The 26,356-nt window shown below is 59.3% G+C and carries 21 protein-coding genes and 2 pseudogenes; 12 read left to right on the forward strand and 11 right to left on the reverse strand.

The annotated features are described in order from the left end of the window. Positions 1–60 precede the first annotated feature (60 nt). Positions 61–2,913: a hypothetical protein gene (locus tag R1A29_RS14795; RefSeq protein WP_438298725.1), complete on the reverse strand. Its 2,853-nt coding sequence runs from the start codon at positions 2,911–2,913 to the stop codon at positions 61–63. 202 nt (positions 2,914–3,115) lie between these two features. Between R1A29_RS14795 and R1A29_RS14800 the strand changes: the two genes are divergently transcribed. The 5 genes from R1A29_RS14800 to R1A29_RS14820 all read left to right on the forward strand — a co-directional run bounded on the left by R1A29_RS14800 (position 3,116) and on the right by R1A29_RS14820 (position 8,281). Further along, positions 3,116–4,141: a LacI family DNA-binding transcriptional regulator gene (locus R1A29_RS14800; protein WP_438298726.1), complete on the forward strand. Its 1,026-nt coding sequence runs from the start codon at positions 3,116–3,118 to the stop codon at positions 4,139–4,141. Positions 4,142–4,205: 64 nt separating this feature from the next. Then, positions 4,206–4,988, forward strand: coding sequence for a sugar phosphate isomerase/epimerase family protein (locus R1A29_RS14805; RefSeq protein ID WP_438298727.1), 783 nt, complete (start codon positions 4,206–4,208; stop codon positions 4,986–4,988). Further along, a complete protein-coding gene (locus R1A29_RS14810; protein ID WP_438298728.1) occupies positions 4,981–5,931 on the forward strand; it encodes a sugar kinase in 951 nt (316 codons plus the stop codon). Before R1A29_RS14805 ends, R1A29_RS14810 begins: the two co-directional genes overlap by 8 nt. A 64-nt stretch (positions 5,932–5,995) precedes the next feature. Further along, positions 5,996–7,294, forward strand: a complete 1,299-nt coding sequence (locus R1A29_RS14815; RefSeq protein WP_085710007.1) for an MFS transporter — start codon at positions 5,996–5,998, stop codon at positions 7,292–7,294. A gap of 21 nt (positions 7,295–7,315) precedes the next feature. Continuing rightward, positions 7,316–8,281, forward strand: coding sequence for a 2-hydroxyacid dehydrogenase (locus R1A29_RS14820; protein WP_438298729.1), 966 nt, complete (start codon positions 7,316–7,318; stop codon positions 8,279–8,281). Between the two features lie 6 nt (positions 8,282–8,287). Here R1A29_RS14820 and R1A29_RS14825 read toward each other — a convergent pair whose 3' ends face one another. The 5 genes from R1A29_RS14825 to R1A29_RS14845 form a co-directional block, all read right to left on the reverse strand. Further along, a complete protein-coding gene (locus R1A29_RS14825; protein WP_438298730.1) occupies positions 8,288–9,475 on the reverse strand; it encodes a pyridoxal phosphate-dependent aminotransferase in 1,188 nt (395 codons plus the stop codon). Positions 9,476–9,516: 41 nt separating this feature from the next. Further along, positions 9,517–10,479, reverse strand: a complete 963-nt coding sequence (locus R1A29_RS14830) for a methyl-accepting chemotaxis protein (RefSeq protein WP_438298731.1) — start codon at positions 10,477–10,479, stop codon at positions 9,517–9,519. Then, positions 10,394–11,143, reverse strand: a complete 750-nt coding sequence (locus R1A29_RS14835) for an MCP four helix bundle domain-containing protein (RefSeq protein ID WP_438298732.1) — start codon at positions 11,141–11,143, stop codon at positions 10,394–10,396. Before R1A29_RS14835 ends, R1A29_RS14830 begins: the two co-directional genes overlap by 86 nt. 224 nt (positions 11,144–11,367) lie before the next feature. Next, positions 11,368–12,507 carry a glycerate kinase gene (locus R1A29_RS14840; RefSeq protein WP_438298733.1) on the reverse strand — a complete coding sequence of 380 codons (1,140 nt, stop codon included), beginning with the start codon at positions 12,505–12,507 and terminating at the stop codon, positions 11,368–11,370. Between the two features lie 91 nt (positions 12,508–12,598). Then, positions 12,599–13,723: a sugar diacid recognition domain-containing protein gene (locus R1A29_RS14845; RefSeq protein WP_039768706.1), complete on the reverse strand. Its 1,125-nt coding sequence runs from the start codon at positions 13,721–13,723 to the stop codon at positions 12,599–12,601. Positions 13,724–13,893: 170 nt separating this feature from the next. Between R1A29_RS14845 and R1A29_RS14850 the strand changes: the two genes are divergently transcribed. Continuing rightward, positions 13,894–15,204, forward strand: coding sequence for an MFS transporter (locus R1A29_RS14850; protein ID WP_438298734.1), 1,311 nt, complete (start codon positions 13,894–13,896; stop codon positions 15,202–15,204). Positions 15,205–15,480: 276 nt separating this feature from the next. Here R1A29_RS14850 and R1A29_RS14855 read toward each other — a convergent pair whose 3' ends face one another. Next, positions 15,481–15,840, reverse strand: a complete 360-nt coding sequence (locus R1A29_RS14855; RefSeq protein WP_438298735.1) for a DUF6124 family protein — start codon at positions 15,838–15,840, stop codon at positions 15,481–15,483. Positions 15,841–16,390: 550 nt separating this feature from the next. Beyond that, entirely contained in the window at positions 16,391–16,753 is a 363-nt protein-coding gene (locus R1A29_RS14860) for a hypothetical protein (protein ID WP_438298736.1), read from the reverse strand. Between the two features lie 97 nt (positions 16,754–16,850). Here R1A29_RS14860 and R1A29_RS14865 point away from each other — a divergent pair, with 97 nt between their 5' ends. The 3 genes from R1A29_RS14865 (at position 16,851) to rarD (ending at position 20,001) form a co-directional block, all read left to right on the forward strand. Continuing rightward, positions 16,851–17,750 carry a LysR family transcriptional regulator gene (locus R1A29_RS14865; RefSeq protein WP_438298737.1) on the forward strand — a complete coding sequence of 300 codons (900 nt, stop codon included), beginning with the start codon at positions 16,851–16,853 and terminating at the stop codon, positions 17,748–17,750. Positions 17,751–17,819: 69 nt separating this feature from the next. After that, positions 17,820–18,833: an aldo/keto reductase gene (locus R1A29_RS14870; protein ID WP_438298738.1), complete on the forward strand. Its 1,014-nt coding sequence runs from the start codon at positions 17,820–17,822 to the stop codon at positions 18,831–18,833. A gap of 286 nt (positions 18,834–19,119) precedes the next feature. Then, positions 19,120–20,001 carry an EamA family transporter RarD gene (gene rarD / locus R1A29_RS14875; protein ID WP_438298739.1) on the forward strand — a complete coding sequence of 294 codons (882 nt, stop codon included), beginning with the start codon at positions 19,120–19,122 and terminating at the stop codon, positions 19,999–20,001. A 67-nt stretch (positions 20,002–20,068) separates the two neighbouring features. Here rarD and hppD read toward each other — a convergent pair whose 3' ends face one another. Next, positions 20,069–21,145, reverse strand: coding sequence for a 4-hydroxyphenylpyruvate dioxygenase (hppD, locus tag R1A29_RS14880; RefSeq protein ID WP_438298740.1), 1,077 nt, complete (start codon positions 21,143–21,145; stop codon positions 20,069–20,071). 246 nt (positions 21,146–21,391) lie between these two features. Continuing rightward, positions 21,392–22,338, reverse strand: a pseudogene (locus R1A29_RS14885) (DMT family transporter). Between the two features lie 77 nt (positions 22,339–22,415). Between R1A29_RS14885 and R1A29_RS14890 the strand changes: the two are divergent. From R1A29_RS14890 to R1A29_RS14900, 3 genes and pseudogenes are all read left to right on the forward strand, one after another. Further along, positions 22,416–23,289 (forward strand): annotated as a pseudogene (locus R1A29_RS14890) (LysR family transcriptional regulator). Between the two features lie 115 nt (positions 23,290–23,404). Continuing rightward, entirely contained in the window at positions 23,405–24,940 is a 1,536-nt protein-coding gene (locus R1A29_RS14895) for an EAL domain-containing protein (RefSeq protein ID WP_438298741.1), read from the forward strand. 235 nt (positions 24,941–25,175) lie between these two features. Continuing rightward, entirely contained in the window at positions 25,176–25,541 is a 366-nt protein-coding gene (locus R1A29_RS14900; protein ID WP_438298742.1) for a histone-like nucleoid-structuring protein, MvaT/MvaU family, read from the forward strand. Between the two features lie 209 nt (positions 25,542–25,750). On the opposite strand, the gene R1A29_RS14905 is transcribed toward R1A29_RS14900, so the two are convergent. Beyond that, the gene (locus R1A29_RS14905; RefSeq protein ID WP_438298743.1) at positions 25,751–26,269 is read right to left on the reverse strand and encodes a DUF4946 domain-containing protein; all 519 of its coding nucleotides are present in this window, start codon (positions 26,267–26,269) and stop codon (positions 25,751–25,753) included. Between the last annotated feature and the right edge of the window lie 87 nt (positions 26,270–26,356).

Consider the following 26,356-nt stretch of genomic DNA (forward strand, 5'->3'; position numbering starts at 1 on the left):
ACGCAGATGTGAACATGAGGGCGTGAAACGAAAGCACGCCCCCATTGATTCACGCGTCAATCAAGGATTGACCTCTTCACAATATTTACCTTCGTTATTGAGCAGGAATACGGCGTGAATGGCAGGTGTCGATTCCGGTAAAACGCCGGAGATCGTGTAGGTCAGTTTGCCCCAGCCTGCTGATACAGGTTTCAGATGCGTAGCGTAATCACCGATTTCGAACACCATATCTGCAACCGGGTCCGGAACCGGTTCGTCAACAACTTGCACGTGGGTTCCCGGAATAGGAACGGTAGCGTTTACATCCGAGAACCCTTCCCAAGTCAAAGTCACTGTGCGCCCGACAATCATTGAAGGACTTTGCGGCACAGTCACTTTTAGATTGCGTCGAGCAGTACCATCCCCATTCGGTGGGAAGTTCAATGTCTGGCAGGAAATCCGGTTCCTTACCAGACCGTTTACCACCGGGGCCGGCAAGTCGATTTTTGTGATGTTTACATCAACATCCTGATCTAGCGAGGACGGCGGGTTGTTCCCGCCGATCCGGGAAAGTCTCCACTTGATCTTGATAGTTGCGTTTTGTTTCAACTCGATAAGACTCCATGGCACCACAACAGGCCCCACTTCCGTTCCCTCATCGCCAGGCTGCAACAGGATATCCGGCGTTAACGCTGTGTCGTCATAAAACACGGTGACTGACTGCGCGGCTTCGGTCGGAGGGGCGTCATAGAGCTTTACGAAGATCTCCGCATCCTTGCCATGGTCGTTATCGTCGAGGACGTTATCGACGCCTTGAGAAGAAACCAGTCGTGGCAAATCAAAGGCTGGGTTGACGTCACTCGGCTCATCGGGGTTTGGAGGGCCATCCTGGAAAATATCAACTTCGATATCGGTGTCTTCCTTGGCAATCGGCGCGCCAGCGCCCCGGAACATTTCATAACGGACATTCGTTGGAACCGGCCCGTCAGTGACACCGTATTCTGCTTTGATGATTGAGAAATCCACCGGAAAAACCAGCGTCGTATTGTTGCCCACAGGTTGCTCGGGACCTGCTTGCGTATTGCCCCAATAGACCCTGATGGAGTCGGAAGGCGCGCTGGGTTGCGGAACGGGTACTTCGACGGTGACCCCGATTACACAATCCGCCACATCAATCAGGGTATCGCCACCCGTGCCATCTGCCAGCGGAACAACAGGTTTCTCCGCCACAGGGGGAGCAAGGTGCCTGACCACTCGCGTATCGACTCTTGACCTGCGACTGACATTGCCCGCCAGATCCTTGACCGTGTAAGTCAGCGCATTCACCCCATCCTTCAGAGCTTGGAGAATACTGAGAGGAATGTTGATAAGCCCGCTCGCCGGAACAAGCACATCTTTCAGAATGGGTGTGGCATAGTCCGGGTCGGTCGTGATGCCAAAGTAGATATCACAAACGTCTGTCGCTTCGGCATTGAAGCTTGCGAGCGTGATTCTGACGTCGATACCGCCAGGGTGGGCGCCCAGATAGGCATCATCAATCTCCTGACTGGGTGGCAAATCTGCGGGAAAAACGATCGCGGGTGGCGACAGGTCCGAGGGTGGCGACTTGACCTTGTAAGGTGCGTTCCTGTCAATGCGGTATTGAATGTTATCGGCTTCAGTCGGGTTAGTGCCTCCGGCCCAGATGATGTATTCAAGATCATATTCGGTGGGCGTTTCCGGTATTGACAACTCTACAAGCCGGGCCAGTGGTATCTCGAGCTGCAGCGGCCAGGTGCGATTGGCAACCGGACCCAGATCATGATCGAATAAAAGCGTGACAGGGGTTGTACTACCATTGACGTACAGATTGACGTCCAGCGTATCGCCCTCGAATTCGTCAGGTGGCTGAGGAATCGAATACGGCAGGTTTGCATTCAATTTCGAAATCGGAATACGCCCATCGCCAGGAATCCTGTCGGGAATAGTGGCACTGGGCAAAGCCAATGTGCCGCTACCTTGCAACCGAACCTGTTTGCTTAAGGCCGTATTTCTTACTCGGGTATTCATGAATTGATCTCCGTTTCTCATGCAAAAAGGCACCTTATCCGGCGAGTCGCGAAAGTCGGTGCGATGGTTTGACGCGTTGTACCAATGCTTTAAAGGGCCGCACGGCAAGCTTTGACCGGGAATTGTCCGGTCAATCTTGACCACTCCAGCGCGTGACTTGCCGAGCAATTTGAAGCCACGATAAATTGAATAAACGGCCTTGCCCGATGCGTCTTTTTTCATGGGCTCTATATGCGGTACAAATGGCTCTACCACAACGGAAAAACCAGCAGCAATTTCCTGAGAGCTCAACAATCTTTTTTCGATTCGTTTATAAGTACCCGGAATGACAACACCACTGCCATTCAAAGTTAAATACCCGAACCATTCCACTGCACAGACATCACCAATCTGACAAAAAGACGGCAGTGGCGGTACCTTGACCTCAATCCAGATCCAGATTGGAGGGTTAGAACTGCAATTCAGATACCCCCATATATTGGCTGCGGGGAACTTTGGCGCGGGCAGATTGACCGGAACGGGAGTGTGATCAATGGTTAAAGTTCGAGGATCAGAGTAAGCGGGGTTACCCGCAAAGTTTTGTGTCTCATAAGACAGCTCCACGACGCCATCATTGATCAGATACTGTGGACCAATGGGAATAATGATCTCGGGCACTGTAATAGGCGATGTATAAGTCGTTGTAGAAATGAACTCGACAACACCGTTTCGTGTCAGTCGAACAATCAGAGTGTCTTGCTCTCCGGGTGGGGACTGTTGCGGCCAGACCGGAATAATGACCTCAATGCCATTCTTCAGGTGATCAGGCGAAAGGTTCCCGGCAGGATCGCTTTCCGGGACATCACGAACCTGAGGACGGTCATAGACGAGAATATTGCCGGACATGTCATTCCCCGTTGATTTCCAGAGCGGTACTGGAATCAATTAAGCGCCAGTTCAGGGAATCGGCCTACTGTCAGATCTGACAGGTAAAACAACCGCTCGTCAGATTCCTGTCTCCTTTCCCAGCGATTGCCGGTTGACGAATCCGGACCAATGAGGTTTCCTGAAACCGGTTTCAAGCCGGATAAAAACAAGGTCCACCTACATGAACGACTTCTCCGCCGCCCAGCGCAGCCGCGTCACGATGCTCGACGTTGCCGAACACGCTGGCGTCTCCAAGGCCAGCGTTTCGCGCTTTATCGGCGATGACCGCGCTCTGCTCTCCGATGCCATTGCCCGGCGCATCGAGCAGTCGATTGCCGAACTCGGTTACCGCCCCAATCAAATGGCCCGGGGCCTGAAGCGCGGTCGCACGCGCCTGATCGGCATGCTGGTGGCCGATATCCGCAACCCTTATTCGATTGCCGTGATGCACGGGGTGGAAACCGCCTGCCGCCGACACGGCTACAGCCTGGTGGTGTGCAATACCGACCGCGATGACGAGCAGGAACGCCAGCACTTGGCACTGTTGCGCTCGTACAACATCGAAGGGCTGATCGTGAACACCCTTGGCCATCACCGGGATGAACTGGACGAGTTGAAGCAGGAAATGCCGCTGGTGCTGGTGGATCGCAAGGTCGACGGGCTCGACAGTGACATGGTCGGGTTGAACAATCCGCAGGCCATCGAGATGGCTCTGGAACATCTTCAACAGCGCGGCTATCGCGATGTGTTGCTGGTGACTGAACCCCATGATGGCACCAGTTCACGGATCGAGCGGGTCAGCAGCTTTCAGCAGCAGGTTGGCCAGCGCGAAGACATGCTTGGCGCGGTGCTGGAGACCGGCTCGAGCCTTGCATCCGATCTTCAAACCTTTCTCAAGACATCTGATAACGGCCCGAAAGCCCTGTTCTGCGCCAATGGCGTGGCGGCGCTGGCCTGCACCCTGGCCTTGCGCGAATTTGGCTGCCGGTTGTTCGAGGATGTCGGGTTGATCGCGCTGGATGATCTGGATTGGTATCCGTTGGTAGGCAGTGGGATTACTGCCCTTGCCCAGCCCACAGAGGAGATTGGAGCGCGGGCGTTTGAGTGTTTGCTCAAGCGGTTGCGTGGGGATATCGAGGTGGCGCGGACGCTGGATTTTGCGCCGGTGCTGATCGAGCGCGGCTCAACGCGCAATAAGGCGGAATAAGGCCCTACGGGGCCACTCAAAATTTTTTGATCAAAAATGAAACCGGTTTCAGAGGTAGATAACAATGAATAAACCTGACGTTTCCATCAGCCTCTCCAGCTACGGCGCCGACCTCGTTCGCCGTCGCGGACAAGGCTCGTTCATCGAAGTGCTGGCCGCCGCCGGCGCCAATCGCATCGAATGGCGCGAAGAGCTGCTGACCAACGAAGTCCCAGAGCAGCTCGCCGCCGCCACTCAAGCTCAAGGCTTGCAAAGCATCTATTCCTCGCCCACCGAACTGTGGCTGGCCGGTCAGTCCCGCCCCAATCCCGAACTCATCACCGCACTGCAAAACGCCGAAGCGTTCGGCTCGAAATGGCTGAAGGTTTCCCTTGGATTCTTCACCGACAACGGTGATCTGCAAGCCTTGGCGCAAATCCTCGCGCAAAGCCCTGTGCAGTTGCTGGTAGAGAATGATCAGACCCTGCACGGCGGTCGCATCGAACCGTTCCAGCGTTTCTTCGCCGCCGTCGAGCAGCACAACCTGCCGATCAAAATGACCTTCGACATTGGCAATTGGCAGTGGCAAGACCAGTCCGCCACCAGCGCCGCACGCTTGCTGGGCCGTCACGTCGGTTACGTACATTGCAAAGCCGTGGCCCGCCGTGCCGACGGCAAACTGGTGGCGGTGCCGCCGGCCCCCACCGACCTGCATCTGTGGGAACAACTGCTGCGGCACATGGCCCAAGGCGTTATGCGCGCCGCCGAATACCCGTTACAGGGCGATGACCTGGTGCAACTCACCACCGAACACGTCGCCGCCCTCGCCCGCCTCGGCCAATCCTGCCTGGAGCCTGCTCATGTCTGAGATCGATATTCTGTCGTTCGGCGAAACCATGGCGATGTTTGTCGCCGAACAATGCGGTGATCTGGCATTCGTCGACCAGTTCCACAGGCGGATTGCCGGGGCGGACAGCAATGTGGCCATCGGTTTGTCCCGGTTGGGTTTCAACGTTGCATGGCTGAGCCGGGTCGGTGCCGATTCGCTGGGACGATTTGTAGTCGAGACTCTGGTTCGCGAAGGACTGGATTGCAGCCATGTCGAAGTCGACAACGCGCACCCGACCGGTTTCCAGCTCAAATCCCGCAACGATGACGGCAGCGATCCAACGGTCGAGTACTTCCGTCGCGGCTCGGCCGCCAGTCACCTGTCGCCGCAGTCGATCACACCTGTGCTGCTCGGCGCCCGGCATCTGCACGCCACCGGCATTCCTCCGGCGCTCTCCGCATCGGCACGGGAAATGTCCCATGAGCTGATGACTCGCATGCGCAACGCCGGGCGCAGTGTGTCGTTCGACCCGAACCTGCGCCCGAGCCTGTGGGCCAGTGAGCGGGAGATGATCACCGAGATCAACCGCCTCGCCGCCCTCGCCCATTGGGTGTTGCCGGGGTTGAGCGAAGGCCGGTTGCTGACCGGGTTTGAAGACCCGGCGGACATCGCCGCGTTCTATCTCGATCAAGGTGCCGAGGCCGTGGCGATCAAGCTCGGGCCACAGGGCGCGTATTACCGCACGCATCTGGATCAGGGGTTTGTCGCCGGTGTACCGGTGGCACAAGTCGTGGACACGGTCGGTGCCGGAGACGGATTTGCGGTGGGGATGATCAGTGCCCTGCTGGAGCACCTGAGTTTTCCCGAAGCCGTCAGACGCGCCAACTGGATCGGCAGCCGGGCGGTGCAGAGCCGAGGTGACATGGAAGGGTTGCCGACCCGATCCGAGCTCACCGCTGATCGTTCCCACGCTGCGGCGTGAGCACACGCAACAACCAATCTATTGAACCTGCTGCGACAAAAACAACAAGCTCAGGAGCAAGACCATGAAAACCGCAACCCTCGCCACCCGCCGCTGGTGGTACATCATGCCGATCGTATTCATCACCTACAGCCTGGCGTACCTGGACCGCGCCAATTACGGTTTCGCCGCCGCGTCCGGAATGGCCGCCGACCTGATGATCACGCCGGGCCTGTCCTCGCTGCTCGGCGCGCTGTTCTTCCTCGGTTACTTTTTCTTCCAGGTACCCGGCGCGATCTACGCGCAAAAGCACAGTGTGAAGAAGCTGATCTTCGTCAGCCTGATTTTCTGGGGCGGGCTCGCCACGCTGACCGGGGTGGTCTCCAACGCCTATTGGCTGATCGTCATCCGCTTCATGCTCGGCGTGGTCGAAGCGGCGGTGATGCCAGCGATGCTGGTGTACCTGTGCCACTGGTTCACCCGCGCCGAACGCTCCCGGGCCAACACCTTCCTGATCCTCGGCAACCCGGTAACGATGCTGTGGATGTCGGTGGTTTCGGGTTATCTGGTGCAGCATTTCAGCTGGCGCTGGATGTTCATCATCGAAGGGCTGCCGGCGGTGCTCTGGGCATTCATCTGGTGGAAGCTCGCCGATGATCGTCCGGCCCAGGCCAAGTGGCTCAGCGACCGGGAAAAGCACGATCTTGAGAGCGCTCTCGCCGCCGAACAGGTCGGGATCAAAGCGGTGAAAAACTACGCCGAAGCCTTCCGTTCGCCGAAGGTGATCATTCTGGCGCTGCAATTCTTCTGCTGGAGCATCGGCGTCTACGGCTTCGTGCTGTGGCTGCCGTCGATCCTCAAGGCCGGCGCGCAAATGGACATGATCGAGGCCGGCTGGCTCTCGGCGTTGCCTTATCTGGCGGCAGTGATCGGCATGCTGCTGGTGTCCTGGGGCTCGGACAAACTGCAAAAACGCAAACGCTTCGTCTGGCCGCCACTGCTGATTGCCTCGGTGGCGTTCTACGGCTCCTACGCCTTGGGTGCCGAGCATTTCTGGTGGTCGTACACGCTGCTGGTGATCGCCGGCGCCTGCATGTACGCACCTTACGGCCCGTTCTTCGCCATCGTCCCGGAGATCCTGCCGGCCAACGTTGCCGGTGGTGCCATGGCGCTGATCAACAGCATGGGCGCCCTCGGTTCGTTCGGCGGCTCGTATCTGGTCGGTTACCTGAACAGCTCCACCGGTTCGCCCGGCGCTTCGTACCTGCTGATGAGCGGTGCGCTGATGCTCTCGGTGGTGCTGACGATTTTTCTCAAGCCCGGCGCCAGCGACCGGGTGACGGCCAAGCGCGTCGCACCGCGTCCGCTGCCGGCCCATTCCTGAATTGATAGAGAGATGACTGCGATGAAAAAGCAGGTTGTGTTGTACAAAAAACTGTCGCCGGCGTTGATGGCGCGCCTCGAGGAACAGGTCGATGTGACACTGATCGACAGCCTCGACGCCACTGGCCTGATGAAACTGCGCGACGCCCTGCCCGCCGCCCACGGTCTGCTCGGTGCCAGCCTCAAACTGGACGCGGCGCTGCTCGATCTGGCGCCGCAGCTGGAAGCGATTTCCAGCGTTTCGGTGGGCGTCGACAACTACGACATCGACTACCTGACCCGGCGCAGGATCCTGCTGACCAACACCCCGGACGTGCTCACCGAAACCACCGCCGACACCGGTTTCGCGCTGATCCTGGCCACCGCCCGGCGCGTGGTGGAACTGGCGAACATGGTGCGCGGCGGTCACTGGCACCGCAGCATCGGCCCGGCGCATTTCGGCACCGATGTCCACGGCAAGACTTTGGGCATCATCGGTATGGGTCGGATCGGTGAGGCGTTGGCCCAGCGCGGGCATTTCGGGTTCGGGATGCCGGTGATCTATCACAGCCAGTCGCGCAAACCGGCGGTCGAGGCGCGTTTTGATGCGCAGTACCGCAGTCTTGAGGACTTATTGCAGCAGGCGGATTTCATCTGTCTGACCCTGCCGCTGACGGCGCAGACCGAAGGTTTGATCGGCGCCGAGCAGTTTGCGTTGATGCGTCCGGAGAGCATCTTTATCAACATTTCACGGGGCAAGGTGGTGGACGAGGCGGCGATGATCGACACCTTGTGCCATAACCGGATTCGCGCGGCCGGGCTGGATGTGTTCGAGCGCGAGCCGCTGAATCATGACTCGCCGTTGTTGCAGTTGAACAACGTGGTGGCAACACCGCACATGGGTTCGGCGACCCATGAGACGCGCGAGGCGATGGCGCGGTGTGCGGTGGAGAATCTGTTGGCGGCGTTGGCGGGAGAAAGACCCGCCAATCTGGTGAACCCACTCTGATCGAAATCAGGCGCTGCGCACTTGCAGAAGCTGCGCAGCGCACAACGCAATCCGTGAACACGCATCCGCCAGCTTCACCCGATCCACCACCAGCCCGATGCGGATATGCCCCGCCGCACTGGGCCCGAACGCTTCACCGGCCAGCACCGAAACCCCATACCCTTCCAGCAGCCGTTCGGCAAAACCCTGCGCGCCGATCCCGGTCTGGCGTACATCGACCATCACGAACATCCCGCCATCCGGCCTGATCGGGTACAAACCCGGACAGCCGCGCAACCGCTCGCACACCAGATCACGGCGCAACCGGTATTCCTCGCGCATCTGCGTCACTTCAGGCAAATCCTTTTCCAGCGCGACCTGAGCGGCTTTCTGCACAAAGTCCGGCAGACCGAACAGCATGCTCAACGACAGATTCACCAAGTGTTCGGCCAACGGTTTGGGCCCGATCATCCAGCCGATGCGCCACCCGGTCATGGCGTGGGATTTGGACAGGCTGTTGATGGTCGCGGTACGTTCGGCCATGCCCGGCAGGCTCGCCGGGCTGACGTGCTCGCCTTCGTATAACAATTCGCTGTAGACCTCATCGCTGATCAGCCACAAGTCATGACGGATGCACAGCGCTGCCAGCTCCTGCCAGATCAGCAGCGACAGACTGGCGCCGGACGGGTTGTTGGGGCTGTTGAGCAGCATGGCCCGAGTCTTCGGGGTGATGCGCGCCGCGACATCCACCGGATCGACACGAAAGCCGTTTTCCGGACGAACCGGCACTGGCACCACGGTCGCGCCGCAAGCGCCAAACACGCCTTCGTAGGTAACGTACATGGGCTCGGCGACGATGACTTCATCGCCCGGATCCAGCAGACATTGCGCCACCGAATACACCGCGCATTGCGCGCCCGGCAGCACAATCACATGGTCAGCGTCCACGTCCTGGCCGCTTTTTCGCCGATGGCGCTCGGCGATCCGCTTGCGCAGCTCCAGGCGGCCGCGCACTTCGGAATAATGGGTATCGCCCGCCAACAGGCTGTCGATGGCGCCGTGGATGATCGGCAACGGCGTATCGAAATCCGGATCACCCACCGACAGCAGCAATACATCGACCCCTTCGGCGCGCAGCTCCAGCGCTCGGTCGTGAATCCGCCAGGCCGCTGCTCCCTCCCCGGCGATTCGTTGGGTCAAGGCTGAATAGCGCATGTACGTCTCCTGATTGCGCGGTCTCCAGCCTTCACCCTAGGTCAAATCACAAACCGCGCCACCATCGCATTCAAATCCACCGCCAGACGCGACAGTTCGTGGGTCGCGGCGCTGGTCTGGTTGGCCCCGGCCGCCGATTGCGTGGCCAGATCACGGATATTCACCAGATTGCGATCCACCTCACGAGACACTTGCGCCTGCTCTTCCGAAGCACTGGCGATCACCAGATTGCGCTCATTGATCTGGTGAATCGATTGAGTGATCTGCTCCAGCGCGATGCCGGCAGCACGGGCCATTTCCAGGGTCGTCTGGGTGCGCTGGTTGCTTTGCTGCATCGACTCTACCGCTTCACCGGTGCCGTTCTGGATGCCGGCGACCATTTTTTCGATTTCCTGGGTCGATTGCGCGGTGCGATGGGCCAGGGCACGAACTTCGTCCGCCACCACGGCAAAACCACGCCCGGCTTCACCGGCACGGGCCGCTTCGATGGCAGCGTTGAGTGCCAGCAGGTTGGTTTGTTCGGCAATGGCGCGGATCACGTCCAGCACTTTGCCGATGTCACGGCCCTGTGCGGCGAGGCCTTCGATCATCTGCGCGGTGTTCTGCACGTCCCGGGTCATGGTCTGGATCGCATCGACGGTTTTCACCACTTGATCGCGACCTTCGCGGGCGGCGTGGGTCGACTGGTTCGAGGCTTCGGAGGTCGACACTGCGTTGCGTGCGACCTCTTCCACCGCTGCGGTCATTTCGTTGACGGCGGTGGCGGCCTGTTCGATTTCATCGTTTTGCTGTTGCAGGCCACGGGAGGCTTCTTCGGTCACGGCGCTGAGTTCTTCGGCAGCGGCACCCAGTTGCGTGGCGGAACCGGCAATCTGCTCGATGGTCTTGCGCAGGTTGGTCTGCATCACGGCCAAGGCTTCAAGCAGACGCGCCGGTTCGTCCTTGCCGTCGACTTCGATGGCTTTGGTCAGGTTGCCACCGGCGATGGTTTGCGCAGCGGCCACGGCACGGTTCAAGCGGGGTGACGATGCTGCGGGTCAGCAACAAGGCCAGCAGCACGGTAGCCACGGCAGCGACGACCGCCACGATGACGACACCGGTGATGGCGCTGTCGTAATGCTCGCCCGCCTCTTGTGCAGCGCCTTTGGCGCCGGCGGCGTTGATCGCAATCAGTTTGTTGAGCTGCTCGCCCATCAGGTCGGTGCCGTCCTTGATCTTCGTGTTGATCAGGGTGCGCAAGTCCTCGACCTTGTCCTGGCGGGACAGCTCCATCATCTGGTTCTGCGCTTGCAGGTAGTTGTCCAGTGTCGTCGCGAACGCTTGATAATGTGCCTTCTCATCGCTATCGGCCGGCAATGCGGCGTAGGCAGCCTGGGCACTGCGCACTTTATCGACGAGAACGCCGATGCGGGTCTGTGCTTCCTGCAGACCGGCGGCATCACGGTTGACCAGAATCCGGAAAGAGAGGATCCGCAGGCGCAGGACGTTTTCCGTCACCACGCCAAGGTAAGCGACGCTGGGCAATTGATTGGTCTGCATCTCGACGGACGCCTGGCGGATGACCGACATGCGATTGACGGCGAACACGCCGAGCACGATCACCAACAGGGCAATAAAGGCAAAACCGAGGAAGGCACGGGGCGCGATGTTCAGATTACGCAAGGACATAGTAGGACTCTCGGATGATTGAAACTGCGAGCGTCCATGCCGTAATCACTGCCCCGCGAGAGCGGGTTTCAGTCCGGCGTCACTGTGCTGGGAAATCTTCTGTGCGCCTGATCGCTGTATCGGCCAGGCTTTAGGAAGTTTGCGTGTAAAGAAGAAATATTTTTCAAAGTGTTGCGAGTGTTTCGCTATTGAAACACCCGACGTTTTAGATGATGGGTGACAGTTCAGCCCGGAGTCGCCATGCGCCAGACGCGGGCAATGTCCGTGGCACGTTCGCGCAACAGACGCGGCGCTTCGGCGCAGGCTTGTTCCAGCATCATCGGGCCGCTGGTGACGGCGAATGCTGCGTCGATGCCGTGCTCGTAAAGTTCTTGATAGCCCTCGCCCAAGGTGCCGGCAATCACGATCACCGGTACGCCATGTTGTTTGGCGATCCGCGCCACGCCAAACGGGGTTTTGCCGCGCAGGGTCTGGGCATCGAAGCGCCCTTCGCCGGTGATCACCAGATCCGCACCTTTTACTGCATCGGCCAGCCCGACCAGTTCCGCGACCACTTCAACCCCGGCCTGGAACCGTGCGCCGAGAAACGCTTTGGCCGCAAAACCCAGTCCACCCGCCGCACCGCTTCCTGGCTCATCGCGAACATCTTTGCCCAAGGCTTGCGCGCAGAGTTCGGCGAAGTGACCGAGGGCTTGATCCAGTTGCTGCACTTGCACCGGGGATGCGCCTTTCTGCGGGCCGAAAATCGCCGAGGCGCCGTGGGGGCCGCACAGTGGATTGTTGACGTCGGCAGCGATGTCGAAACGCACCTGTGCCAGACGCGGGTCAAGCTCACTCAGGTCCAGTCGTGCGAGTTGCGCCAGCGCCAGACCGCCCGGCACCAGCGATTGTCCTTGAGCGTCCAGCAGTTTCACGCCAAGCGCCTGCATCGCGCCGGCGCCGCCGTCGTTGGTGGCGCTGCCGCCGATGGCCAGAATCACCCGTTGTGCGCCGGCGTCCAGCGCTGCACGGATCAGCTCACCGGTGCCGAAGGTGCTGCTGATGCACGCATCCCGCTGCCCCGGCGGCACCAGTTGCAAGCCGCTGGCTTCGGCCATTTCGATGATCGCGGTGTGGTTGTGCGGCAGCCAGCCCCACGCGGCTTCGACCGCCGCTCCCAACGGGCCACGCACACGGGTGCGGTGCAGTTCGCCTTCACAGGCGTCGAGAATCGACTCCACCGTCCCTTCGCCACCGTCGGCCATCGGGCATTTGACCAGCGTCGCCTGCGGCCAGACCTGCGCCAGGCCCAGCGCAATGGCTTCTGCAACGCCTTGGGCACTCAGGCTGTCCTTGAACGAATCGGGGGCAATGACGATTTTCATGCGAATTCTCCAGTTCCAATGCCCCTCATGCTGCCAGTCGCTTGAAACGTTGACGCCTGTCCGCTGCACAAGTGGCGCAGGCGTTTATTGTTCATTTCGACAAATCGTCGGTCTGCGGCAGCAATTGCACCCCGAGATACAGCGCCAGCATGCCGTCGAGCTTCAGCGGATCGACCCCGCTCAACTCGGCAATCCGCTCCATCCGGTAACGCAGGCTGTTGCGGTGAATCCCCAAGGCATCGGCGCAGGCCTGGCTCTGGCCGTCGTGATCGCACCAGCTGCGCAGGGTCGCGAGCAACTGGCCGTTGCTGTCCTTGGCGATCACTTTGCGCAATGGTTTGAGCAATTCATCCAGCGCATCATCGTTACGATGGCGCCAGAGCATCACCGGCAAGCGATAGCGATTGAGGGTCAGCAGCCGTGAACGCGGCAGCACTTCGCGACCGTAAGCGAGCAGATCGCCCACCCGCCGGTAACAACGGCGCAACCCGGCCAGTCCATCGGCCTGCCCGCCCACCGCAATGCGCAGGATGTTCCAGCCCAGGCCATCGAGTTTTTCCAGCAGGCGATCATGCTCGACGTTCTGACTCGCCGGCCGGCACCACAGCAATGACGACTTGGCCGAACTCACGCACCAACTGTCCGGATAGCGCGACATCAGCCAGGCACTTAGCGCCTCGACGGTTTGCCCCGGCCCGTGTTCCAGACCCAACTCGAACAGATACGGCACCCGTGTCAGTTGCGGCTTGAGCCCGAGTTGCTGGGCTTCATCGACCAGCCTTGGCGAATCCCCCGCCTCGCTCAACAGCAACGCGAGCAAGTCATCGCAACGCTGCCGCCGCCATTGCTGCTCGGATTGCTGGTTGCGCTGACCCACCAGCATTTCAGCGGTCATGCGCACCAGTTCGGCGTAAGTGCGCAGTTGCTCCGGCTCGCCGGTAATGCCGAGTACGCCGATCAAACGCTGATCGAGCAGCAACGGCAGATTGATCCCCGGCTGCACACCTTTCAAATGCACGGCGGTCTGCGCGTCGATCTCCACCACCCGCCCGTTGGCCAGCACCAGTTGCGCGCCTTCGTGGCGGGTGTTGATCCGCTCCGGTTCGCCGCTGCCGAGGATCAGCCCCTGGCTGTCCATGACGTTGACGTTGTACGGCAAAATGGCCATGGCCCGGTCGACGATGTCCTGGGCGAGGTCGTGATCGAGTTCGAACATAAGGGGAAAATCCTTGAAAACAGGCGCGGACGGTTGTTCACCCGCACAGGGTCTGCCGGCAAACCCTGTGCTCAGGCACAAAGACAATCCGGCCAAAGGTGACCGAGACTCTCAGGGCGATCAACGTTACCCTTTGCATCGCAAAAAATCATAATAAAGAGAGAGCCGCCATGTCGCAGAGCGCCGCTGCCGCCCAGACCATCGCTGACGATAAAAATGCCGTTTACAAACGCATCACCCTGCGTTTGATTCCCTTCATCTTCATCTGCTACCTGTTCAACTACCTCGACCGGGTCAACGTTGGATTCGCCAAACTGCAGATGCTCGACGCGCTGAAATTCAGCGAAACCGTGTACGGCCTCGGTGCCGGTATCTTCTTCATCGGCTACGTGCTGTGCGGCGTACCGAGCAACCTGGCGCTGACCAAATTCGGCCCGCGGCGCTGGATCGCGCTGATGATGATCACCTGGGGCACGCTGTCGACCTGCCTGCTGTTCGTCACCACGCCGACCCAGTTCTACACTCTGCGCTTGTTCACCGGTGCGGCTGAAGCCGGGTTCTTCCCGGGCGTTGTGCTGTATCTCTCGCAGTGGTTCCCGACCTTCCGCCGTGGCCGGATCATGGCGCTGTTCATGTCGGCAATCCCGGTGTCCGGCCTGCTCGGCAGCCCGTTTTCCGGCTGGATCCTCAATCACTTCGCCGCAGGTCAGGGCGGTCTGGCCGGTTGGCAGTGGATGTTCCTGCTGCAGGGCATTCCGACTGTAATCCTTGGCGCACTCGCCTACTTCCTGTTGAGCGACAATTTCGCCGCTGCCAAATGGCTGACCCCGCATGAGCGCTCGGTGCTGGAAGCGGATCAGGCCGAAGACCTGGCGAACAAACCGAAAACCACTTCCGATTCGCTGATCGCCGTGTTCAAGAACCCGGCGATCTGGGCCTTCGGCCTGATCTACTTCTGCATCCAGAGCGGCGTGTACGCGATCAACTTCTGGCTGCCGTCAATCATCAAGAACCTCGGCTTCAGCGACAACCTGGTGATTGGCTGGTTGAGTGCGATTCCGTATCTGCTGGCGGCGCTGTTCATGCTGGTGGTCGGGCGTTCGGCGGACTTGCGTAAAGAACGTCGCTGGCATTTGGTGGTGCCGATGTTGATGGGCGCTGTCGGCCTGCTGATTGCGGTGAACTTCGCGGCGAATCCGGCGATTGCGATTCTCGGCCTGACCATCGCGACCATGGGCGCGCTGACCGGTTTGCCGATGTTCTGGCCGGTGCCGACTGCCATGCTGAGCGCGGGTGCTGCGGCGGGTGGTCTGGCGTTGATCAACTCCATGGGCCAGATGGCCGGGTTCTTGAGCCCTTACCTTGTGGGTTGGGTCAAGGACAGCACCGGGTCGACTGATGCGGCGCTGTATCTGCTGGCGGGTGTGATCGTTGGCGGGAGTCTGCTGGCGTTGCGGATGACGCGGACGTTGCGGGCCTGATTATTGGCAGACACACAAAAACGGCCCATTTCGGGCCGTTTTCTATTCAGGTGTATGACTTTTGTTGTGCAGTGTCGCTGAAAACGCCGCCCCCTCACCCCAGCCCTCTCCCCCAGGGGGGCGAGGGCAAAGGGAGCCGATCTATGTACATTTCAGTGCCTGAGTTCGACTCAATGTTTCGCGTCGGCGTACCTCGTGAGATCACCTCGGTCAGTCCCCTCTCCCTCCGGGCGGTCCGACGTTTCGGGAGGGTTAGGGTGAGAGCGCTTTTGATTTTCAGCTCTCTACTTCCAGATTATCCAGCACCCGATTCACCGCCAGTTCTGCCAACATGATTAGTTGACCAATCCCCAGCAGCACATGCCGCTGCGGCGCATCGATCATCCCGGCGAAATCGCTGGCCATGGTTTTGGCGGAGGTCAGGGTTTCGCAGGCGTCGGCCAACAGTTCTTCGCTCGGGATGCCGGGGGCGATCAGGTAGCGGGTGTTGGGTTTGAGCAGCGGCTTTCTGGGATGGAACGGGTTGAGGTAGTGATCGAGGGCGCGTTCGGCGGCTTCGTGGAATTTCTTGGAGTCGAGGGTTTCGTAGGGGGACGTTGAATCGGCTTCGGGTGGGTTGGGTGTTGGTTTGATCACGTTTGAATCTCCAAATCAGAAAAATGGAGCCATCAAACTTCGCTACCAAACGAAGAGGTGGTGGCCGTACACGGGTTGGTAGACCGGTGACTTGGAGAACCGGCGCGCTCGAAAGCGCCCCGCGCATGGCCACCATAAAAGCACGGACGGATAAGCGTCCGAATACGGTGAGTTGCGCAACAAGTCAGAACCGGGCTACCAAACCCCATCGCTGTTTTTCAGCGACGAGATAACGATAAAACCCGGCCCATAAGCGCACAAGCCGGCGGATTCTGGCGCAGTCGTAGGCAACGGCGCAAGGTTGTGTAGCCTGGGGTGCGTGTCTGGAAGTGTCCTTTAAACGCATGGCTTAAACACTGCGGTGTGACCAAGAGCGTCACCCCCTCACCCCAGCCCTCTCCCCCAGGGGGGCGAGGGGGAAAGGGAGCCGATTTGTATGTTTTTCAAAACCTGAGTTCGACTCGGTATTTCATGTCGATGTACCTCGTGAGATTACCTCGGTCGGCTCCCTCTCCCTCCGGGAGAGGGCTGGGGTGAGGAGCTCTTGATTCTAAAACCTAGATTTCGCATCCAACTCCAAAACCAATCCCCCCGGCATCTGCACAAAAATCTGCCAGACCCCATCCTCCGGCACCTGCGCCACCTGATACGGCAACCCACTGCCCTGCACCCGCTCCAAAACCACCGCCGCGTCTTCATCAGTACGAAACGCAATATGACTCAACGCCGCCTCATCCAGCGCGGGCTGCTCAATCACATGCACAAGCGCCTGCCCATCCTGATACAACCAGCGCCCGGGAAAAGGAAACGGCGGCCTCCGCCCCGGTTTCAGTCCCAATAGCGCATCGAAAGCGTCTTGCAGCGCTTGGCCGTCAGCGGTGTTGAAGGCCAGATGATCGAATGTCCACGTCATGTCTGTCTCCTGCGGTTATTCAGGATTCCAGTATCTGCGCTTGCCAATCCCGGAAAAATCCCGCAAAACGCCAAGGATCTTCAACGGATTTTTACTAATGAGCTCGATCCTCGATCTGGAAATCTTCGTCCGCACCGCCGACTCCGGCAGCATTTCCGCCGCCGCACGGGCGCTGGAGCTGACACCGGCCGCCGCCAGCATCGCGCTGAAACGCCTGGAAACCCGCCTCGGCATCCGCCTCTTCGCCCGCTCGACCCGCAGCATGCGCCTCACCGAAGAAGGCCGGCGCTATCTGGAAAGCGTGCGCTTGGCATTGGCCACACTGGCCGAGGGCGAACAGGCGCTGAAGCAACAGACCGAAGGCCTCAGCGGCGTGCTGCAACTGGCGGCACCGTCGGACTTCGGGCGCAATGTGTTGCTGCCGTGGCTGGACGACTTCAAGCGCGAGCACCCGCACATTCAGCTGCAATTGCTGCTCAACGACCGGCATGCAGATCTGTTTCGCGAGACGGTGGATGTGGCGCTGCGCTTTGGCGTGCCGAGTGATTCGACGCTGGTGGCGTTGCCGATTCTGCCTGAGCATCGTCGCGTGGCCTGCGCCAGCCCTGCGTATCTGGAGCGTCACGGCACACCGCAAAACCCCGCCGAATTGAGCGAACACAGCGCCCTGCTCTACCTGCGCAACGGCCGGCCCTATAACACCTGGCGTTTCCATCGCGACGACGAAACCGTCGAGGTCGAAGTACGCGGCGATTACCTCAGCGATGACGGCGAAGTCGCCCGCCGCTGGGCACTCGTAGGCCACGGCATCGCTTACAAGGCCTGGCTCGATGTGGCCGAAGACGTGCGCGCCGGGAGGCTGGTGACGCTGTTCGATGACTGGCTCGGCGAGAGCGTGCCGTTCAATCTGCTGTGCCCGCACCGGGTGCAGGTGTCGGAACGGGTGAAGGTGTTGCAGGCGTTTTTGCGCGAGCGCTGCGAGGCATTGCGCCGATAAATTCACTTTGCCGCGCCGGACGCTTCTGGTATTTGATGGAAGCTTTCCCACCGACAAAAGGATTTCGGCATGAGCTATCGCACACTGGGTCACTCGGGGTTGCAGGTGTCCACCCTCACCCTCGGCACGATGATGTTTGGCGAACAGACCAGCGCGGAAGACTCGCTGCGCATCATCGACAAGGCCTGGGATCAGGGCATCAATTTCATCGACACCGCCGACGTCTACACCAACGGCCGCTCGGAAGAGATCGTCGGTGAAGCCATCGCCCGTCATCGTCATGAATGGGTGCTGGCGACCAAGGTCGGTTTCGGCCCGGTAGATGGCGTGCCGAACCGCAGCGGCCTGAGCCGCAAGCACCTCTTCAATGGTCTGGAGGCCAGCCTGACCCGGCTCGGCACCGACTACCTCGACATCTATTACCTGCACCGCGAAGACCACAACACGCCGCTGGAAGTGACGATCTCGGCGATTGGCGATCTGATTCGCCAGGGCAAGATCCGTTATTGGGGCCTGTCGAACTATCGCGGCTGGCGGATTGCCGAGGTGATTCGTGTGGCGGACAAGCTGGGAGTCGATCGCCCGGTGATCAGCCAGCCGCTGTACAACATCGTCAACCGTCAGGCCGAGACCGAACAAATCACCGCCGCCCAGACTTACGGACTCGGCGTGGTGCCGTACAGCCCGCTGGCCCGTGGTGTGCTCAGCGGCAAGTACGCACCGGACGTGACCCCGGAGGCCAACAGCCGTGCCGGGCGTCAGGACAAACGTATTCTGGAGACTGAATGGCGGGTGGAGTCGTTGCGCATTGCCCAGCAGATCCAGCAATACACCAAGGAACGCGGGGTCGGGATTGTCGAGTTTGCGATTGCCTGGGTGCTGAACAACGGCGCGGTGACGTCGGCGATTGTCGGGCCGCGTACGGAAGAACAGTGGGACGCGTACACCAAGGCGCAGGCGGTGAAGATTACGGCGGAGGATGAAGCGTTTATCGATTCGCTGGTGACGCCGGGGCATGCGTCTACGCCAGGGTTTAATGATGTGAGCCATTTTGTGTCGGGCCGTAAACCGCGTTCGGCTTGAGATCGTCCCCTCACCCTAGCCCTCTCCCGGAGGGAGAGGGAACCGATTCGGGGATATTCAGCCTATTCTTCTTTCTGATAGTGCTGACTGAATCCGAAATCAATTGGGTCTCACAGGTCGCAGTAGTTCTTAAGACACCTCGGTCAGTCCCCTCTCCCTCCGGGAGAGGGTTAGGGTGAGGGGCTTTTGAACTCATGTAGAAAATATTGCCCACCCCGACCAATATTCACCACAAAAACCACGTATCCTGCGCGCCCCGTTTGACCATCACCCCCGCGAGGACAGTTTGTCTAAAGGTATCGCTCTCTCGGTAACAGCCTCGACGCTGTTTGCCGTCATGTATTACTACACCTCGTTGCTCACCCCGTTGAGCGGCGTGGAAATCTACGGTTGGCGGATGTTGCTGACCGTGCCCTGCATGACCCTGTTCATGTTGTTGTCCGGCGAATGGCGGCGGGTGCTGGAGTTGCTGCGCCGGATCCCTGCGCTGCCGAAGCTGATCGGCGGCCTGATCCTGTCGTCTGCGTTGCTGGGTGTGCAGTTGTGGCTGTTCATGTGGGCGCCGCTCAATGGCTACAGCCTCGATGTATCGCTGGGCTACTTCCTCTTGCCGCTGGCCATGGTGCTGACCGGGCGCATCGCTTACGGCGAAAGCCTGTCGTACTTGCAGAAAGTCGCGGTGTTCTTTGCCAGCCTCGGCGTGTTGAACGAGCTGTATCAGGTCGGCGGTTTTTCCTGGGCGACGCTGGTGGTGGTCGTTGGTTACCCGCTGTACTTCGTGCTGCGCAAATACCTCAAGACCGACAACCTCGGCGGCCTGTGGGTCGACATGACCCTGATGCTGCCGGTGGCGTACTGGTTTGTGCGCGGCGGTGAACAGGGTTTCGGCGTGTTCGATCAGTACCCGGCGCTGGCGTGGCTGATTCCGTTGCTCGGTCTGATCAGTGCGTCGGCGCTGGTGGTGTACATCATCGCCAGTCGTTTGCTGCCGTTCAGCCTGTTCGGCCTGTTGAGTTACGTTGAGCCGGTGCTGTTGCTGGGTGTGGCGCTGCTGCTCGGCGAAAGCATCAAGCCCGGTGAATGGCTGACCTACATCCCGATCTGGCTCGCGGTGGTGGTGCTGGTGTTTGAAGGGTTCAAGCATTTGATGCGCCAGCGGCGCCCGTAAGACGCGCAATAAAAAGCCCGGCCTGCACAATCAATTGCAGGCCGGGCTTTTTTACATCTGAAGCGGATTACTCGGTAGCGAGTACGCCACGACGCACCTGGTCACGCTCGATCGATTCGAACAGTGCCTTGAAGTTGCCCTCGCCGAAGCCATCGTCGCCTTTGCGCTGGATGAATTCGAAGAACACCGGGCCCATCAGGGTTTCCGAGAAGATCTGCAGCAGCAGACGCTTGTCGTCTTTGTCCGATGCGCCATCGAGTAGGATGCCGCGCGATTGCAGCTGGTCCACAGGCTCGCCGTGGTTCGGCAGGCGGCCTTCGAGCATTTCGTAGTAGGTGTCCGGCGGCGCGGTCATGAAGCGCATGCCGATCCTCTTCAACTGATCCCAGGTCTTGACCAGATCGTCAGTGAGGAACGCCACGTGCTGGATGCCTTCGCCGTTGAACTGCATCAGGAACTCTTCGATCTGCCCGGCGCCCTTCGACGATTCTTCGTTGAGCGGGATGCGGATCATGCCGTCCGGCGCGGTCATCGCTTTCGAGGTCAGACCGGTGTATTCGCCCTTGATGTCGAAGTAACGGATCTCGCGGAAGTTGAACAGCTTCTCGTAGAAGTTGGCCCAGTAGGCCATGCGGCCGCGATACACGTTGTGGGTCAGGTGATCGATGATCTTCAGGCCGGCACCGACCGGGTTGCGGTCAACGCCTTCGAGGAACACGAAGTCGATGTCATAGATCGAGCTGCCTTCGCCGAAACGGTCGATCAGGTACAGGGGCGCGCCGCCAATGCCTTTGATCGCCGGCAGGTTGAGCTCCATCGGGCCGGTTTCGATGTGGATCGGCTGGGCGCCGAGTTCCAGCGCGCGGTTGTAGGCCTTCTGCGAATCCTTGACCCGGAACGCCATGCCGCAAACGGACGGACCGTGCTCGGCCGCGAAGTATGAAGCCACGCTGTGAGGTTCGTTGTTGAGGATCAGGTTGATCGCGCCCTGGCGATACAGGTGCACGTTCTTGGAGCGGTGGGTCGCGACCTTGGTGAAGCCCATGATCTCGAAGATCGGCTCCAGGGTGCCAGGCGTCGGCGATGCGAACTCGATGAACTCGAAGCCCATCAGGCCCATTGGGTTTTCGTATAAATCTGCCATGGTTGGCGCCTCATCATTCTTATCAATTAACCAGAGTTATTTGTCAGTAATGCTGAGACCGGTGGGTGGCGCACAGGAGATGCCACGCACACTGCGGGCGAGGAAGTCACCGTAGATCAGTTGAAACCCGAATATCTTCATTGTCGACCCAAGGCTCTTGCGGGCGAGGCTTCTGCTGCCAGAAGACGATTATTATTGTATGCGTAACCCGATTCTACACAGCGTAAATAGGGTTGTCTGCCCTCTCTATAAAATCCGCTTTTTTCGGCCCGGTGCAAGGGGTTTGTTGCACAGCCAGATGCCCGCCAGAATCAGCACGCCGCCCAGGCACATGGGCAGCGTCAGTTGCTCGCCCAGCAGGGCGGCGCCAGCGAGCACGGCGGTCAGCGGGTTAAGCGCAATGAACACGCCTGAGCGGGTCGCGCCGATCTTGCGGATACCGTCGTAGTAACCGATGTAGGCCAGCGCCGAGCCCAACACCCCGAGGTAGATCAGACTCAGCCATTGTGTCATCCCGAGATTGGCCACCGCCGCCCCGCTCACTTCGCCACGAACGGCGGCCAGCGCCCAGAGCATCAGCGTGCCGAGCAGTATCGAAAAGGTCACCGTCTGCAACGGGCCGATGCTCTGGTTGAGACTGCGGGAAAACAACGAATACACCCCCAACTCAACACGCAGCCGAAAATCAGCAGATCGCCGATCCAGGCGTCCGGTGTCGCGGCCAGCAGCTGCGGATTACGGCTGACGATTACCACACCAGCGCCGCCGATGCAGATCAGGATCCCGATGACTTTCAATCGACTCAGACGTTCCTTGAACAGCACCCAGGATGCCAGGCCAATCACCGCCGGATTCAACGCAACGATCAGCGAGGCCCGCGACGCATTGATGTATTGCAAGCCGTAAAAGAAGCACAGGTTGTAGAAGAAGATCCCGAAGAACCCCAGCAATGCCAGTTGCAGCCATTGCCCCGCATTCGGCCTTGCGAGGGGAATCCGCGCCAGCCACAAAAAACCGAGCAACGCGACACTGGCCAGCAAGAACCGAAGGCTGGCAGCGAGGATCGGACTCAGGCTGCCAGCGAGAAATCGCCCGGCCACCCAGGTCCCGCCCCAGATCATGCTGACCATGGCGAGGTACAGATAGACGGGCATGTCCGAGGCCACCGGACGGATTGATTCATGACTATTCATAACGCTCTCGGCGACGAAACTGACGGATGCCGTATCATTCGAGTAATTGTCGATCATCGTAAAATGAGCTTTTACTCATGACTTTGACCCAGCTCGAAATCTTCTCTCTGGTGGCCGAACTGCGCGGCTTCACCCTCGCCGCCCATCGTCTGGGGATTTCCCAGTCGGCGGTGTCCCATGCCTTGAAGTCACTGGAGCAGGAACTGGGTGTCGAATTGTTTCGCCGGCATCAATCGCAAGTGGAACTCAGCGACATTGGCGGGCAATTGCTGCTGCGCGCACGGGCGATGCTCGGGCTGGCCAACACATTGCGCCAGGAAGCCGCCGATGCGCGCGGGCTGAAAAGCGGCACCTTGCGTATCGGCTCGTTCGGCCCGACTTCATCGATCAGGTTGCTGCCGCGAATCCTCCAGCATTTCCGTCAGGCGCACCCGGGCATCGAGGTTCACATCGACGAGGGGCCGGACCGGCAGGTACTCCAGTGGCTCGACGAGCGACGGATCGATATCGGTTTCGTGGTATTGCCCGAAGAACGTTTCGATACGTTCGCCCTGATGGAGGACCAGATGGTCGCCCTGCTTCCGCTCGGCCATCCTCTGGCAGCACAGGCGCAACCGAGCCTTAAAGACCTGTGCAACGACCCGTTCGTACTCACCGAAGCTGGTTCTTCGGAACTGGTCTCGCGACTGTTCAACGCGGCGAAGTTGAGCCCAAATATCCGCTACCGCTGCTCGCAACTGTTGAGCACCCTCGATACCGTGAGCCGGGGCGACGCCATCACGATCGTTGCCGAAGGTTCGCTGCCCAACGAGCCAAATCCGCAATACGTGAAAAAGGCCACTGTCGCCCGCAGTGGCGAGGCACATCGGCCTGGCCGTGCTGGACCAGCGCCAGGCATCACCCGCGACCCTCGCTTTCATCAAACTGGCGACTGCACTGGATTACCGCTGAGCGGCGCAAGCGCCAACGGCCATCTATCATGGGCACAGACCCAACGCTTTCCAGAAGGTGCACCCTTGCCCCGCCTGCCGTCGAGAGCCCCACACCATCGCAACAGGATGCACTCATGCCTCTGACCGCCAGGCCCCGCCGCAAACGCAGTACCCGAATCATCGTGACGCTGCTGTGCGGTTTGCTGCCGATCATCATCGGCACTTTCATTCTGCACATGCAGGCCGAGCGCACGCTGGAGCAGAGCTCCCGGCAAACCGCCGAGGAAGCCTTGCGCCAGTTCGACCTGATGCTCGACAACACCGCCCAATCCGCCCGGGAACTGCTGCCGTTGGCAGGCCAGACCTGCGAGGACGTCAAACTGGCCCTGCGCGAACAAGTCACCCGCCGCCCGTTCGTGCGTTCGACCAATCTGGTGTGGGACAACAACCTCTATTGCAGCTCGCTGTTCGGCGACTTCAAGGAAGCCGTCAATCCGGGGGACTACACCCAAGGCAAGTTATGGCTCATGAACGGCAACCCGGTTACGCCTGATACGGCGCTGCTGGTGTATCGACTGAGCGATGGTCGGGGCGGCGCACTGACGACGCTGGACGGCTACCACCTGAGCAATATCCTGCGCCTGATCGGCCGGCAGACATTGTTATTGCTGCAGGTTGGCAATAACTGGCTTTCTGCCGACGGCAAAGTGCATCAAGGCGCCCTTCCCGAGTTGCCGGTGGCCCAGAGCACGTTGAACTCTCCGCACTATGCCTACACGGTGAGCGCCGGTTTCCCTGAAGATGAAACCTGGAACTACATGAGCGACGAATACCCGCCGCTGTTCAGCCTGTTGATTTTCTTTGGCGCGGTGTCCGGGGCAATCGGTTATATCGTGCAGAACCGCGCAACATCCCCCAGTCACGAAATGCTGCGCGCGCTGGAAGCCGGAGAGTTCATTCCCTACTTCCAACCGGTGGTCTACGGCGACAGCAAACGCTGGTCGGGCTGCGAGGTGCTGATGCGCTGGAATCATCCCAAGGAAGGCCTGGTGCGTCCGGACCTGTTCATACCGTTCGCTGAACATTCCGGGCTGATCGTACCGATGACCCGTTCATTGATGCAGCAGACCGCTGTGGTGCTCGGGCCGCTGTCTGCGTCATTCGAGGCCCCGTTCCACATCGGTATCAACATTACGGCCAGTCACTGCCATGATCTCGAGTTGCTGGAAGACTGCCGCGAGTTTCTGGCGGCATTCGCCCCCGGCAGCATCAGCCTGGTCCTGGAGTTGACAGAACGCGAGCTGATCGAGCCCACCGACATCACCCATCAACTGTTTGCACAACTGCGCGCCATGGGCGTGAAGATCGCCATCGACGACTTCGGCACCGGGCATTCGAGCCTGGGTTACTTGAGAACATTCAATGTCGACTTTCTCAAGATCGACCAGACATTCGTCGCCATGATCGATAAAGATGCTCTGTCACGACACATTCTGGACAGCATCATCGAACTCTGCGCAAAACTCGACCTCGGCATTGTGGCCGAAGGTGTGGAGACACAAGCCCAGTGCGATTACCTGGCGGCGCATCAAGTCAACTTTCTGCAAGGCTATCTGTTCGGAAAGCCCATGTCGGCCGCAGACTTCATTGAAGCATTAACTCACCATTAACTTGGCGCGATAAATCCGGACTCGTCGACCGTACGCACCAAATTGATACAAGACATCGCAGTTTTTTACATAAAGAAAACGTCAGGATTTACTCTCGTCGCATTAACTACTACAATTTTTCTTACCTGTTGCAAGATTGGCAGGTGAGCCACTATCACCGAGTCGCTTCAAGGCTCTTGGCTTATAGCTTTGTTTGCGGTTGGTATCAGCCAAACACACTATTGGAGTAAAGATATTGTCCAGACTCGCTGAATTTCGTGCAGCTGAAAAGGCCCTTCAGGAACAGCTCAAGCAGCTGGAGTCGCTGAAGAACGATGCCGGGCTCAAGAAAGAAATCGAATTCGAAGAAAAGCTCCAGGGCCTGATGAAAACCTACGGCAAAGGCCTGAAAGACATCATCGCCATCCTCGATCCGAACCCGGCCAAATCCGGTCTGCAACTGACCGCCGCTCCTAAAACCCGCCGCGCTCGCGTGGTCAAGGTCTATCAGAACCCGCACACCGGCGAGCTGATCGAGACCAAGGGCGGCAACCATCGCGGCCTGAAGGCCTGGAAGGAACAATACGGTGCAGCCGCCGTTGATTCCTGGTTGCGCGGTTAATCCCTTGCAAACATAAAAGCCCTGCAAATGCAGGGCTTTTTTTTGGACAATATCTAACAAATGCAACATTTTTTGTTGAAATAGTTTGGAGCCCAGGCCACCGCACCCTACTGAAACTGTGCTTCCGGATATTGCAACGCTGCGAGCCAAACAACTTTATATTTAATTACTTCAGGTATCTAACGTCCCGCTGATCACCGAACAGCCGACTAAAATTTCAGGCTGTTTCTCGCGGCCGCAATTTCATCCACACTGGCCTTGTAAACCTCCGCTTGGCCGGCATACGAAAGTACATAGGCCTTGCCCGCCTCCACTGCACCGACCAATGTTTGCGACAACACATGACGGCCGTTTTCAGTGACAGTACAATTGGTCTCAAGCGCCGCCAACGAACCCAGCGTGCTTGTATGAACCTTGTTGCAAACGCTCTGATAACCACTCTGGAAAAAATCCTTCTGCACCGACTTGCGCATCTCCAGCAGTACGCCTTGCAGGTTGACCTGATGACCTGTTTCCACGCGTGTCATCGTCAACTCCATCACCATCACCTGATTGCCATCGGCATCGATTTTTACTGCCCGCTGACGGGTGACTTCAGGCGTCGTTTCGGGCAATGCCTCTACTTGCCAGCCAGACGGCCAGGTAATGGTCGGCGCATCAGCCAGGGCCATTGCAGTGACGAAGGACAAGCAAAAGAAAACGAACAGCGATTTGAACGGTCGGATCATTACCAGAGGCACTCGCAGATTGAGCTGTAAAGTCTGAGGCTCGCCCGCTCGCAGGGCAAGCCCGCGCTTTCGGTTTGGCGATGCCGC

This window comes from Pseudomonas sp. NMS19W, assembly GCF_051554255.1.
GTDB classification, from domain to species: Bacteria; Pseudomonadota; Gammaproteobacteria; order Pseudomonadales; family Pseudomonadaceae; genus Aquipseudomonas; species Aquipseudomonas kribbensis.

Excerpts from the sequence above, each read along its gene's own strand:
- R1A29_RS14795 (WP_438298725.1), bottom strand. The coding sequence starts at position 2,913 with ATGTCCGGCAATATTCTCGTCTATGACCGTCCTCAGGTTCGTGATGTC.
- R1A29_RS14800 (WP_438298726.1), top strand. The coding sequence starts at position 3,116 with ATGAACGACTTCTCCGCCGCCCAGCGCAGCCGCGTCACGATGCTCGAC.
- R1A29_RS14805 (WP_438298727.1), top strand. The coding sequence starts at position 4,206 with ATGAATAAACCTGACGTTTCCATCAGCCTCTCCAGCTACGGCGCCGAC.
- R1A29_RS14810 (WP_438298728.1), top strand. The coding sequence starts at position 4,981 with ATGTCTGAGATCGATATTCTGTCGTTCGGCGAAACCATGGCGATGTTT.
- R1A29_RS14815 (WP_085710007.1), top strand. The coding sequence starts at position 5,996 with ATGAAAACCGCAACCCTCGCCACCCGCCGCTGGTGGTACATCATGCCG.
- R1A29_RS14820 (WP_438298729.1), top strand. The coding sequence starts at position 7,316 with ATGAAAAAGCAGGTTGTGTTGTACAAAAAACTGTCGCCGGCGTTGATG.
- R1A29_RS14825 (WP_438298730.1), bottom strand. The coding sequence starts at position 9,475 with ATGCGCTATTCAGCCTTGACCCAACGAATCGCCGGGGAGGGAGCAGCG.
- R1A29_RS14835 (WP_438298732.1), bottom strand. The coding sequence starts at position 11,143 with ATGTCCTTGCGTAATCTGAACATCGCGCCCCGTGCCTTCCTCGGTTTT.
- R1A29_RS14840 (WP_438298733.1), bottom strand. The coding sequence starts at position 12,507 with ATGAAAATCGTCATTGCCCCCGATTCGTTCAAGGACAGCCTGAGTGCC.
- R1A29_RS14845 (WP_039768706.1), bottom strand. The coding sequence starts at position 13,723 with ATGTTCGAACTCGATCACGACCTCGCCCAGGACATCGTCGACCGGGCC.
- R1A29_RS14850 (WP_438298734.1), top strand. The coding sequence starts at position 13,894 with ATGTCGCAGAGCGCCGCTGCCGCCCAGACCATCGCTGACGATAAAAAT.
- R1A29_RS14860 (WP_438298736.1), bottom strand. The coding sequence starts at position 16,753 with ATGACGTGGACATTCGATCATCTGGCCTTCAACACCGCTGACGGCCAA.
- R1A29_RS14865 (WP_438298737.1), top strand. The coding sequence starts at position 16,851 with ATGAGCTCGATCCTCGATCTGGAAATCTTCGTCCGCACCGCCGACTCC.
- R1A29_RS14870 (WP_438298738.1), top strand. The coding sequence starts at position 17,820 with ATGAGCTATCGCACACTGGGTCACTCGGGGTTGCAGGTGTCCACCCTC.
- hppD (WP_438298740.1), bottom strand. The coding sequence starts at position 21,145 with ATGGCAGATTTATACGAAAACCCAATGGGCCTGATGGGCTTCGAGTTC.
- R1A29_RS14895 (WP_438298741.1), top strand. The coding sequence starts at position 23,405 with ATGCCTCTGACCGCCAGGCCCCGCCGCAAACGCAGTACCCGAATCATC.
- R1A29_RS14905 (WP_438298743.1), bottom strand. The coding sequence starts at position 26,269 with ATGATCCGACCGTTCAAATCGCTGTTCGTTTTCTTTTGCTTGTCCTTC.